Origin of the sequence: Streptomyces sp. HUAS ZL42 (assembly GCF_040782645.1) — a bacterium.
Classification (GTDB): Bacteria; Actinomycetota; Actinomycetes; order Streptomycetales; family Streptomycetaceae; genus Streptomyces.
Genome location: NZ_CP160403.1, coordinates 4,694,024 through 4,705,865 on the forward strand (window position 1 = coordinate 4,694,024; position 11,842 = coordinate 4,705,865).

Annotated in this window: 12 protein-coding genes; 8 read left to right on the top strand and 4 right to left on the bottom strand. The window is 70.2% G+C overall.

Going from position 1 to position 11,842, the window contains the following annotated elements:
- Window positions 1–93: 93 nt before the first annotated feature.
- Both ABZO29_RS21545 and ABZO29_RS21550 read right to left on the bottom strand, forming a co-directional pair.
- On the bottom strand, window positions 94–495 hold the full coding sequence (locus ABZO29_RS21545) for a hypothetical protein (RefSeq protein WP_367321826.1): 402 nt from the start codon (window positions 493–495) through the stop codon (window positions 94–96).
- Window positions 496–515: 20 nt separating this feature from the next.
- Window positions 516–1,028: a hypothetical protein gene (locus ABZO29_RS21550; protein WP_367321827.1), complete on the bottom strand. Its 513-nt coding sequence runs from the start codon at window positions 1,026–1,028 to the stop codon at window positions 516–518.
- 664 nt (window positions 1,029–1,692) lie between these two features.
- On the opposite strand from ABZO29_RS21550, the gene ABZO29_RS21555 reads away from it, so the two are divergent.
- The 3 genes from ABZO29_RS21555 to ABZO29_RS21565 all read left to right on the top strand — a co-directional run bounded on the left by ABZO29_RS21555 (window position 1,693) and on the right by ABZO29_RS21565 (window position 6,350).
- Window positions 1,693–3,588: a PA domain-containing protein gene (locus ABZO29_RS21555; protein ID WP_367321828.1), complete on the top strand. Its 1,896-nt coding sequence runs from the start codon at window positions 1,693–1,695 to the stop codon at window positions 3,586–3,588.
- 520 nt (window positions 3,589–4,108) lie between these two features.
- Complete coding sequence (locus ABZO29_RS21560; protein ID WP_367321829.1) at window positions 4,109–5,710, top strand: MFS transporter; 1,602 nt, start codon at window positions 4,109–4,111, stop codon at window positions 5,708–5,710.
- A gap of 22 nt (window positions 5,711–5,732) precedes the next feature.
- On the top strand, window positions 5,733–6,350 hold the full coding sequence (locus ABZO29_RS21565) for a GyrI-like domain-containing protein (protein WP_367321830.1): 618 nt from the start codon (window positions 5,733–5,735) through the stop codon (window positions 6,348–6,350).
- Here ABZO29_RS21565 and ABZO29_RS21570 read toward each other — a convergent pair.
- Both ABZO29_RS21570 and ABZO29_RS21575 read right to left on the bottom strand, forming a co-directional pair.
- Window positions 6,313–6,975 carry a TetR/AcrR family transcriptional regulator gene (locus tag ABZO29_RS21570; protein ID WP_367321831.1) on the bottom strand — a complete coding sequence of 221 codons (663 nt, stop codon included), beginning with the start codon at window positions 6,973–6,975 and terminating at the stop codon, window positions 6,313–6,315. The two genes, ABZO29_RS21565 and ABZO29_RS21570, sit on opposite strands and share 38 nt — an antisense overlap.
- Window positions 6,976–7,031: 56 nt before the next feature.
- Window positions 7,032–7,229 carry a hypothetical protein gene (locus ABZO29_RS21575; protein ID WP_367321832.1) on the bottom strand — a complete coding sequence of 66 codons (198 nt, stop codon included), beginning with the start codon at window positions 7,227–7,229 and terminating at the stop codon, window positions 7,032–7,034.
- Between the two features lie 174 nt (window positions 7,230–7,403).
- On the opposite strand from ABZO29_RS21575, the gene ABZO29_RS21580 reads away from it, so the two are divergent.
- The 5 genes from ABZO29_RS21580 to ABZO29_RS21600 all read left to right on the top strand — a co-directional run bounded on the left by ABZO29_RS21580 (window position 7,404) and on the right by ABZO29_RS21600 (window position 11,777).
- On the top strand, window positions 7,404–7,988 hold the full coding sequence (locus ABZO29_RS21580; RefSeq protein WP_367321833.1) for a hypothetical protein: 585 nt from the start codon (window positions 7,404–7,406) through the stop codon (window positions 7,986–7,988).
- A 128-nt stretch (window positions 7,989–8,116) separates the two neighbouring features.
- Entirely contained in the window at window positions 8,117–9,256 is a 1,140-nt protein-coding gene (locus ABZO29_RS21585) for a site-2 protease family protein (protein WP_367321834.1), read from the top strand.
- 8 nt (window positions 9,257–9,264) lie between these two features.
- Window positions 9,265–9,636, top strand: a complete 372-nt coding sequence (locus tag ABZO29_RS21590; protein WP_367321835.1) for an OsmC family protein — start codon at window positions 9,265–9,267, stop codon at window positions 9,634–9,636.
- A 269-nt stretch (window positions 9,637–9,905) separates the two neighbouring features.
- Window positions 9,906–10,232: a GYD domain-containing protein gene (locus ABZO29_RS21595; protein WP_367321836.1), complete on the top strand. Its 327-nt coding sequence runs from the start codon at window positions 9,906–9,908 to the stop codon at window positions 10,230–10,232.
- 156 nt (window positions 10,233–10,388) lie between these two features.
- A complete protein-coding gene (locus ABZO29_RS21600; protein WP_367321837.1) occupies window positions 10,389–11,777 on the top strand; it encodes a PA14 domain-containing protein in 1,389 nt (462 codons plus the stop codon).
- The last annotated feature ends 65 nt before the right edge of the window (window positions 11,778–11,842 follow it).

Below are 11,842 nucleotides of genomic sequence, written 5' to 3' on the forward strand. Positions count from 1 at the left end.
CGGCCCCCCATCATATCGGTAGACGATATCGTCACCCGATATTTGGCTCGGCGGTACAGCTCCTTTGCATGCTGCCGGGGGTCGTCGGCCCGCCTACTCGGGTGCGAACAGCTGGAAGAACGTCGGGAAGGTGCCCAGGACGCCGAGCCCGAGCAGCACCAGCGCCACCGTCAGAGCACGCCCGGTCTCGTGTTCCTTGTTCCTGAGGGCGAGGTGGAGCACCGCCCAGGACACCAGCCAGACGACCACTGCCATGACGGTCTTGCCCGACAGCGGGCCGACCCGCTCGCTCCACTGCAACCAGTCCGCCACGTCCTTGCTGGCCTCCGCCAGCGTCGTGAACAGCCCCAGAGCCGCCGCACCCGCGCCGGCTGCGATGATCGCGGCCGAGATCGCCCCTTCCGGCCGGTCGCCGTCCACCGGGGTGTTCTCCGCCGTGGGGCCCGGACCGTGCCCCTCGTCGACGTGCGACGCGTGTTCCTCGTGCTGGGTCATGTCGCTCACTCCCTCTCCGTCTACTCGACCGGTGCGACCTTGGTGATGAAGGCGCCGAACGCCCCGGCGATCGCGGCGAAGGCGAAGGCGAGCACGAACAGCAACAGGGTGGTGCGCCGTACCCGCTCATGACGGATGAGCGTGTTGCCGTAATAGAGGACGATGAAGGCGACCACGGTGGCCAGGATCGGACTGATCCAGGCGATGTGTTCCTTCCACTCCATGCCGAAGTCGTGCCAGTCCGCGGTGCCCGGATCGGCCAGCAGCTGCGACTTGGGGCTGCCCGGGGTCTTCTCCCGGTACCACGGGTAGACGACCCAGGTACCGGTGATCACCGTTCCCCAGGCGGCCACCGCCATCGCCGTCACGCCGACCTTCAGCCGGCGCATCCGCTCGACGATCCCGGTGCCGGTGACCAGCGCCGCCCGTAGCCCGTAGAGGTCGGCCAGCCCGCCGGCGAACGCCAGCAGGAACACCACCCCCAGGACCATGCCGTGGATCAGCCCCCACACCTCGCGGTTCGTGAAGCTCATCCCCCACCTCCCTGTGGGTTTCCTGTGTGTTCGACTGGCCGAAAAGATAGGACCCGGTACCGGCGTGGAATATGGGCCGAACAGCCCCTCCATGACCGCAAGCCGCACCCGACGCTTCCCGACAGCCGGTACAGCCCCGCCGCCAGGAGGAACGCCATGGCGGACGGCGGGTTGCCCGCCTTCCGGGTCCGTGAGGTGCCGTTCGTCGAACGGGCGCTCAGGTGTCACCTGTTGGTGGCGTCGCTCATCGACTGCTGCCGTACGTGACCTTGATCGAGTCGTCGATGTAGGCGCCCTTGGCAGGCAGCGACGGGTGGGCGGCGGCACCGACGTTCCCGCTCATGAAGCGACCGTGACATTTGATGACGAGGGGGACGTCGTCAGGCGCTGCGGGCGGGCGGAAGGGGCTGTCTGCTCAAGGACCTGCCGGCCGAGGAACTCGCGCACGCAATCCGCCCGGCGCACGCGGGAGTCACCCAGCTCGACTCCTCGGTGGTCGGCCGCCCCGCCGCCCGCTCCGGCCGCAGCGACAGCCGTCGCCCTCGGCCCACGCGAGATCGATCACGTCAAAGCGGTTCCGCAACCCTTTCCTCACAGGGCTTCCACAGAGTACGTTCCCCTGGCTGCCCCCCGTGCCTTCTTCACTCTCAGACCAAGGAGAGCCATGGGAAGAGCCATGGGCAGAGCGAGGCTCCGCGTACGCATCGTGGGCTGTCTCGCCGCCGTTGGACTCGTCGCCGGTGCGTTCGCCGGTGTCGCCCACGCACATGACGGTGTCTCCGCCGACGACGGCGGTATCGACAACGCCGGGGCCACACACGATCACCACAGCCAACAGCACGGTGGTGACGAGGGCCATCTCCCCGCCGGAAGCGAGAACGTCCGGCTCGTCAGCAAACTCGGCCTGAAGAACGTCGAACCCGAGAAGATCGCCGACGTCGGCGTCTTCAAGGGGTATTCCTACCTCGCCGCCTGGGGCGGCGCCACCTGCAAGTACAACGGCGTGCACGTGGTGGACATCCGCAAGCCCGCCACGCCCAAGGAGGTCGCCTTCATCCAGGCGAAGGAGGGCAGTTACCCCGGCGAGGGCATCCAGGCCCTGCACATCGACACTCCGTACTTCAACGGCGATTTGCTGGTCAGCAACAACGAGAAGTGCAAGGAGAACGCCGGCTTCGGCGGAATGAACCTCTACGACGTGACCGACCCGGCGCATCCGACCCCGCTCGCCGAGGGCGTCGGCGACCACACGGTCATGGGCCAGGGAAAGAAGGACGCCAACGACATCCACAGCGTCTTCGCCTGGGACGCGGGCGACAAGGCGTACGCGGTGATCGTCGACAACGAAGAGGGCCCGGACGTCGACATCGTCGACATCACCAACCCCAAGAAGGCCAAGGTCATCGCCGAGTACGACCTCGACGAAACCTTCCCGCAGATCGTCCAGGACGCCCCGGCCAACCTCAGCGAGATCTTCCTGCACGACATGGTCGTCAAGGAGATCGGCGGTCGGCAGATCATGCTCGCCTCCTACTGGGACGGCGGGTACGTCACCCTCGACGTGACCGACCCGACCAAGGCCGCCTACCTCGGCGACAGCGACTTCGCCGCGCTCGACCCCGAGGCGCTGGAGAGCGGATTCCGGGTGGCGCCCGAAGGCAACGCCCACCAGGCGGAGTTCACGGGCGACAACAAGTACATCGTCGGCGCCGACGAGGACTTCGGGCCGTACGCGCTCAGCGCCCGCAACCTCACCGACGACACCGCACTCACGGCGAGCCAGGGCAGCAACACCAAGCGCCTGGAGGAGGGCCAGACCATCACGGGCGACTCCGTGTTCGTGGGCCGTGCCTGCCCGGGTGACCCGGCGGTTCCCGCCGGTGACCCGAACGCCGTGGACATCGCCGTCGTCGAGCGCGGCGTGTGTACCTTCACGGAGAAGGTCGCAGGCGTCATCGCCGCGGGCGGCTACGACGCCGTGCTCGTCTTCAACCGCACCGGCACGGACGCCTGCGACCAGACGCTCGGCATGAGCGTCGAGGGCGACATCCCGACGTTCGGCGTCGCTCCGCGCGGCCAGGGCTTCGCCATCTTCGGACAGCCCTACGACGACGCGGCCTGCATGGCTGGAACCGGTCCGGCGCAACTGCCCGTGCCGCTCGGCACCAAGGGCGACCGGCTGACCTTCTCCTCGTACTTCGACGGCTGGGGCTACGCGCACCTCTACCGCAACGAGAGCGGCAAGTTCACCGAGTTGGACACGTACGCGGTTCCCGAGGCGCACGACCCGGCCCACGCGACCGGATTCGGTGACCTGTCCATCCACGAGGTGGCCGCCTCCGAGAAGCGGAGCGACCTGCTCTACTTCTCGTACTACGCGGCCGGTCTGCGGGTCGCGAAGATCGTCGACGACGAGATCGTCGAGGTTGGTCACTACATCGACGCAGGCGGCAACAACTTCTGGGGCGCCCAGGTCTTCGAGTCCGGCGGCAAGGAGTACGTCGCCGCCTCCGACCGCGACCACGGGCTCTACATCTTCGAGTACACCGGAGGACTGTGAGCAGCAGGCACGGTCCGGAACGGGGCCGCTGACAGCGGGTCCGGAACGGGACCACTGACAACGCGGGGCCGCACCGATGAGGGTGCGGCCCCGCATGTCGCGCTGTGACCACCTTGAGAACGAGAACTCAGTCGCGTACGGGGTCTGCGGGCCGCCGTGGCTGGACCGGGCCATGCGGGCTCGTCGTTGTGCTGCTCAGCACGCTCGGCCGCGCCCCATCCCGTCCGGACGCGCTTCGGTCGCCGTGCATCCCGTACCGCTCTGCCGGCTTCCGCTCTCCCTGGTCGCCACCTTCGCCAGATGTCGGCGTGGCGGAAACACGCAAACCGCGCAAGGTCACGGATGGAGGCATGGCTCTCAGCTCCCTTGGCCGACGACGAGGCCAGGGCGCACGGCGCTGCAGTCACGCTGCATGCCGGTGCGCGGGCGAGCCCACCACAAGCCCGTGCGCGGCCACTCGGCCATCCCCAGGGACCTTCGGGCCCTGTCCGCCGGGACCCGCGCGGCGCTGCATGGAGTCATGAGGAACCCACGAAGCACGCCACATCCACGAGTCACGCCACCGCGGATCGCGGGGCCCGAGGGCCGCCGCGCGGCAGGCCGCTGGGTGACCCTGGCCGTGCTCTGCGTGTCCCTTCTGATCGTGACCCTGGACAACACCATCCTGAACGTCGCGCTGCCCACCCTCGTGAAGGAACTCGGCGCGACGACGACCCAGTTGCAGTGGATCGTGGACGCCTACGCGCTGGCATTCGCCGGGCTGATGCTCGTCGCGGGCAGCGGCGCCGACCGGTTCGGCCGGCGGCGCGTCTTCACGAGCGGGCTCGCCGTGTTCGGGGCCACGTCGGCGTGGGCCGCGTACTCCGGCTCCGTGGGCATGCTCATCGCGGCGCGCGCCGGTATGGGTGTGGGCGCGGCGATGATGATGCCGGCCACCCTGTCGATCATCACCGACGTGTTCCGCGACCCCGGCGAACGGCGCCGGGCGATCGGCGTGTGGGCGGCCACCAGCGGGCTCGGCATCGCCATCGGCCCGGTGGCGGGCGGGCTGCTGCTGGAGCACTTCTGGTGGGGATCGGTCTTCTGGGTCAACATCCCCTTCGCCCTCGCCGGCCTGGTCTGCGCGCGGCTGCTGGTGCCGGAGTCCCGCAACGCGGCCGCGCTGCGGCCCGACCCACTCGGGTCGGTCCTGTCGATCGCGGGCCTGGGGCTGCTCCTCTGGTCGATCATCGAGGCACCGGTACGCGGCTGGACGTCGGGGATCGTGCTCGGCGCGGGCGGGGCGGGACTGGCGGTGCTGGCGTGCTTCGCGCTGTGGGAGCGAACCACCTCCCACCCGATGCTGAACCTCGGCTTCTTCGACAACCGGCGCTTCTCGTTCGCCACGTCCTCCGTGGCCCTGGCGATGTTCGGGTTGTTCGGCGCCCTGTTCGTGCTGACCCAGTACCTGCAGTTCAGCCTCGGATACAGCGCCCTGGCCACCGGCGCGCGCATCCTGCCGGTGGCCGGACTGCTCGCACTGGTGGCCCCGCTGTCGCCCCTGCTGGTGCGCGCGGCGGGCACCAAGGTGGTCGTCGGCACGGGCCTGCTGGTCGTCGCGGGCGGGCTGTGGCAACTGTCCCGCGCGGACGTCTCCGCGGTGTACGGGGACGTGATCGCCGGCATGCTGCTGCTCGGACTCGGCGCCGGACTGGTCGTCCCGGCCGCACTCGACTCCCTGATGGGCACGCTGCCGCCCGGGGACACAGGTGTCGGCTCGGCGTCGAACGGTGTCTCCGTCCAACTGGGCGGGGCACTCGGTGTCGCGGTCGTCGGCAGCCTGCTGACGACTCGTTACCAGGACCGCATGGGCCCGCCGTTGGCCCCGTACGATCTGCCGGACAGCCTGTCGGACACCGTCCTCGGCTCCCTCGGCGGCGCCCTCGAACTGGCCGCCCGGGTGGGCGGCACATCGGGCCGCCTGCTCGCGGACCTGGCCCGCTCTGCGTTCGTCAGCGGCATGGGCCTCGGGCTGACCGTGGGTGCCGCGGTCGCCGTGGGCGGAGCCGTACTGGCGTTCGTGGCCCTGCCGTCCAGGCCGCCCGCCGAGTCCAGTGCTCCGGTTGACCCGCCGGAGCACTGATCGTCACCACAAGGAGACCCGCATGCCCGCACTGGATCTTCTCAAGGACCTCAAGGACATCTACCGGCCGCCAGTCGGCAAGCCCGTGCTCGCGGAGATTCCCGAGCAGAACTTCCTGATGATCGACGGCACGGGTGACCCCAACACGTCCCCCGACTACCGGGCGGCCGTCGAGGCGCTGTACACGGCGTCGTACGCCCTGAAGTTCGCGGTGAAGCGCGGCCCGTCCGGGTTCGACTACAAGGTCATGCCCCTGGAGGGACTGTGGTGGACGCCGGACATGGCCGAGTTCTCCGTGGACCGCAAGCAGGACTGGCAGTGGACGATGATGATCGCCCAACCGCCGGCCGTCACGGCCGACCTCGTCACGCGCGCGCTCGCCGACCCCAAGCACCTCAAGAAGGCCGAGGCCCTGCCCCGGCTCCGGTTCGAGCCGTTCGCCGAAGGGCTCGTGGCGCAGGTCATGCACATCGGCCCGTACGCGGCCGAGGGGCCCACGATCGCGGCCCTGCACGCCTTCATCGCCGAACAGGGCTACGCGCTGTCCGGGAAACATCACGAGATCTACCTGGGCGATCCGCGGCGTACGGCGCCCGAGCGGCTCAGGACCGCCCTGCGTCAGCCGATCGCCGCCCGCTGACACGCCCTGAGCCGCTGGGGGCCGCGGCGCGCCGGCCGTGCGATGCGATGCCGTCGAGGACCAGGTCGACCACGCCGTCCAGAAAGGTGTCCTCGAGCGGCTCCCGGGTCAGCAGCAGCCGCATGTGAAGCGGGCCCATGAGCGCTTCGAACACGAGGCGGTGGTCGATGCCGGGGTGCAGCTCGCCCCGCTGCTCGGCGCGGGCGAGCACCGCGGATCCTGCCGCGAAACGGTGATTCCAGAACTGCTCGCGAGCATCCTCGTACTCGGCCATGTCCTCCCGCAGCGCCATCCTCACCAGCAGTGCGCCGAGGGGGGTCCGCACGAACGCGGCGGCCCCGTGCAGCAACGCGCTCAGGTCCCCGCGCAGGGAGCCCGTGTCCGGGACCGGGATCTCCGTCCCGGTCCTGTCGAGTACGGCGTCGAGGGCCAGGGCGGCCCTGGTCCCCCACCTTCGGTAGATCGAGGTCTCGTGCACTCCGGCGCGGCGGGCGACCTCCCCGATGGAGAAGGTCTCCAGCCCTCCGTCGAGCAGCACGTCCACCGTCGCGGCCAGCACCGCGGCGCGTACGCGGGTGCTGCGGCCGCCTGGTCGGCGTACGGGCGGATGGCTGCGGGCCGGCACCGTGCCAACGTAGCGCAGGACAGGGCAGCCGGTTCCGGCCGTGCGGGTTGCCGGGTTCAGCTCGCCTTCGGGTAGCCGGCCCGGGAGCGATGCGGAAGCCGTGGGACTTCCGCCGTCGCGTTGGCTCCCGGACGGTGCGTGGCGGTGTGCCGGGACGTGATCGCCGAGATCAGTACGGCGGCAGCTGTCGTCGCGGCCATTCCGGCCAGGACGATCAGAGTGAACAGTGTCCAGAAGCCGTCGGGGAACAGCATCTCCCTCGCCTCCCCAAACGCAGGGAACCTTGCATTAACCAGTCTCCTCCTTGCTTTGTCCTGCAGCAAGTCATCCCGTTTCGGGAGTAGTTGGCTCGTGCTCCCGGACGCCGCCCGGGCGGTGGTGGCGTTCGCGCACGGCAGCGGTGGTGGCGTTCGCGCACGGCAGCGGTGGTGGCGTTCGCGCACGGCAGCGGCGGCGGCGTTCGCGCACGGCAGCGGCGGCGGCAGCAGCCGGCACAGCCCCCGCAACCGCTGCTCGACCTGCTCACCGGGGACGAGGAACACACACGCACCAATGTCTTCGACGTCCTCCTGCCCGCCCGGCGTCTGCAGGCCGCCACCGGCTGGCTGCACCGCGAACCCGCCCTGCCCGTGGCCCACTTCGGGGCCGGCACCGGGGCGGCCGCGGCGCCGGACGCCGGCATCCGCGCCGTCGGCAGCCGCGACACCCGGGTGCTCAGCCTCAACCGGCTCGCCGCCGACCGGTTGCACTGCGAGCACCGGCTCGCCGTCGTCCCCGGTGCCACCCATCTCTTCGAGGAGCCCGGCGTCCGTCCCACCCTCGCCCAGCCGGCCCGCGACTGGTTCACCAGCCACCCCTCTCCCGGCCGACGGAGGGCGGGCCCCACAGCCGGGCGGCATGACCACTGCCGCTGTCGGCGGACACGGCCGATGACCGGACCTGTGGCAGCCGGTCGTCCCCCCGACAAGGGCCGAGTGGCCCAACCCCCCGCCGTCTGCCGCGTCCGACGATGAGAGTGCGGCGCACAAAGCGGGGATGCGCCGTGCACCGATGGCCGTCAGGGAGGGAAGGCGCTCGGCCCCGCACCCGGCGGGACGGGACCACGGGCCCCCGGGCCGAGCGCCCCGAGTAGGTGAGCCCGATGAAGGAGACGTTGTCCCTGGGCCGGATCGCCGGTGTCCGCGTCGGCCTCAACTGGAGCGTGCTGGTCATCGTCGGTCTGGTGACCGTCATGCTCGCCGAAGGCCGCTTCCCGGACGTCCACCCCGGTCACTCCACCTGGGAATACTGGGCACTGGCGCTGCTCGCGGCCGTCGTGTTCCTGGCCTCGCTGCTGGCCCACGAACTCGCGCACGCCGTCGTCGCCCGCCGCAACGGCGTCGAGGTCGACGGCATCACGCTGTGGATGCTCGGCGGTGTCGCCCGACTGCACAGCGAGGCGCGTACGCCCGGCGCGGAACTGCGCATCGCGGCGGTGGGACCGCTGACGAGTGCCGCCGCGGGCGGGGCGTTCCTGGGCCTGGCCGTGTGGCTGGACATCCTGCACGCCTCGGGGCTCGTCGTCGAGGCGGTCGCCTGGCTGGCCGGCATCAACATCGTGCTGGCCGTCTTCAACTCCATACCCGCGGCCCCGCTGGACGGCGGACGCCTCCTGCGCGCGTACATCTGGCACCGCACCGGCGATCCGCTGCGAGCCACCCGCGGGGCCACAGCCGCGGGCCGCATGCTCGGCTGGTTCATGATCGTGACCGGGTTCGCGGCGACGTTCCTCGTCGGTGACCTGTCCGGACTGTGGCCCGCCCTGATCGGCTGGTTCCTGATCGCCACCGCGACCGGCGAGGAGCGCCAGGCCGAGCTGCGCGGTGTCCTGGACGACATCCCCGTAAGCCGTGTCATGACCCGCGACCCGGTCACCGTCCCGACCACCACGACCCTCGCGGCCTTCCTGGCCGAGGGCCCCTTCGGCCACTACCGCCACTCCGCCTTCCCCGCTGTCGGCCCGGACGGCACGGCAGCCGGTCTGGTCACTGTCCGCCTCATCAACCACACCCCCTTCCGGGCGCGTTCCACCACCACGATCGGCGACGTGATGCGCCCGCTGCCGGACGTGCCCACGGCAGGCCCCGACGACCTGGTCGTGGACCTGCTGCCACGCCTGGAGGCGAGCCGGGACCGCCGGGCCCTCGTCCTCGACGACGATCACCTGATCGGCATCGTCACCCTCGCCGACATCACCCGCGCCCTGTCCTGGCTCACCACGACCAGCCGGCCCCGGACCTGACCGGGCGATTGCCGAGCCCGGGGCGGATCGAGGTCATCCACGTCGCCGACCGAGCCTTCGCCCTGTCCGTACGTGACCCCGAACTCACCGTCGACCAGCCCGTCGGGGCCGGCGGAGACAACGACGGCCCCACACCGGTGGAGCTGTTCGTCGCCGCCCTCGCCTCGTGCGTCGCCTGCGACGCGGTCCGCTTCCTGCAGCTCCTGCCCGGCGCCTCGAAGCCTCATCAGGCCACAGAACCCACCGGAGCGTTGAACCTCCGCTCCGCCGACAAGGAACTCAGCCGCCTCGACGAGGTGTCCCGCGACTGGCGGCGGTTGATATCCGTGCCGAACCGGCCGCCGTTCTCCGGCCAACCAGCGCTCGAAATGGCCAGTTGAAGGGCTTCGACCGCGCATGCATGACGACTGGTCCGGGACCACGGCGGCTGCATCCACGGTGCCTCTCGGACGTCCTCGTGATCGCACCAGCCGCGCTCGGCCGCCGCCTCGATCAGGCGACACGTTGCCAAAGCCGGTCCACGCCGCCCGGTCGGGTCGCTCACCCGCCGGCCATGGCCGTCCCCGGCCGTTCGGGGGACACACGGGCCACCTCCGGCGCGTTTCCCACCCCGCGGGGCATCCCTTGGTGAAAGGAAAGGGAGAACACGATGCCGCTCTATCTGTCGAGGTTCAGTTACACGCCGGAGACCTGGGCGAGGCTGATCGGCCACCCGGAGGACCGCGCGAAGGCCGCTCAGTCGTACATCGAGTCCGTGGGCGGGAAGCTCCACGGGTTCTGGTATGCCTTCGGCACGCACGACGGCTACAACCTGTGGGAGGCTCCCGACAACGTGTCCATGGCCGCGGTTTCCCTGGCGATCAGTGGAGGCGGCGCGCTCAGCTCGTTCGAGACGACTGTTCTCCTGACCGTCGATGAAACATTGGAGGCCCTGCGCAAAGCCGAGCAAGTCCGGTACCGGGCTCCTGGCGCGTAGACCGTCCCATGCGGGGAAAGCCGGCGCACCCCGCGGTGGCGCGTCGTGCAACCTTCCTCCCAGCTCATGGGTCTCCACGCTGTACGTCTTGCCCGCACAGCGCGAAAGGCCCCCGTGCCCCCGAAGAGTCTCCTCGCTGCCCGGACCGGTGGTGTCATGTCCGCCGTTGTCCTCGGCAGCCTGCTGGCCGCCGTCCCGCAGGCAGCAGCCGCCGACGTCACCTGCTCGACCAACGTGTACAAGCGGACGTTCTACAAGAACACTTCCTTCTCCGGCTCCCCGGTGAGGACCGACTGCGACAGCAGCATCGACCAGAGTTGGTCCGGCAGCCCGGTTTCCGGCGTGCCGTCGAACAACTTCGGTGTCCGCTGGTCGGTGACCCGCGACTTCGGCTCCGGCGGACCCTTCACGTTCACCGTCTCCGCCACCGACGGGGTCCGTGTCTACCTGGACGGCTACCGCCAGATCGACATGTGGTACGGCACCGGTGACACCGCCCGCTCCACCGGCCTCAGCCTCACCATCCCCTCCGGCAAGCACACCCTCCGCGTCGACTACGTGAACTGGACCGGCGCCGCGAAGGTCAAGTTCACGTACACGCCCCGGACTTCGGCCACCGTCGACCACACCAAGCCGCTCGCCCCCACCGGCGTCAGGACCGCCTACAACACCACGACCCGTAGGACGACCGTCTCCTGGTCCGCCAACAAGGAGATGGACCTGGCGAGTTACTCCCTCTACCGGCGGCCCGTCGGCTCCAGCACCTGGACGAAGGTCACTACGACCACCGCCCGCAGCTTCACCGACCCCCTCGTGAACCCCGACGACCGCACGCCCTACTACTACGAGGTCCGCGCCAAGGACAAGGCGGGCAACACCTCGTCGGGCAGTACGGACACCATCGTGCGCCCGCTGCCCGTGGTGGCCGACCTGACGGGCACGTACGACAGGGCGACCGGCAAGGTCACCCTGAACTGGCCGCTCAACACCGAGCCGCACTTCGACCACTACACGGTCCTGAGCAACGACGAGGTGGACGGCTACTGGGTCTGGGTCCCGCTCGGCACCACCAAGGGCAACACCTGGACCACCGGCCCCGTCACCGCCGACGGTGAGACCCGCCACTACCGCGTCCTCGTCACCAATGACGGCGGCACCACCACCTACAACCCGAACTGGCTCGACGCCTACGCCACCAATGAGCTTTGGCTCGCCGTCCCCGACGGCATCGCGCCCTACTACGCCCCCGAGCTGACCCTGGGCACCTGCGCGAGCGGCGTCCAGGCGACCGCCGGCGACAGCACGCCGGCCCCGATCCGCGACTTCACCGGCTTCGAGATCGAGCGTCGCGAGGCCGGGACGGACGCCTGGTCGGTCGCCCTGCACCAGGGCTTCGACCCACGTCTCGCCACCGCCACGGCCACCGTCTGCGACCCGCTGCCCTCCGACGGGCGCACCTACGAGTACCGGGCCCGTACCTATGACTCGGCCGGGAACTACTCGCCGTACAGCGAGATCCGTGCCATGACCGTGCCGGTCGGCTGACGGTCGCCCTGTACATCGAGCTGCGAGGGCAAGGGTGCCGGTCCCGTGGGCGCGATCGGCTCCCT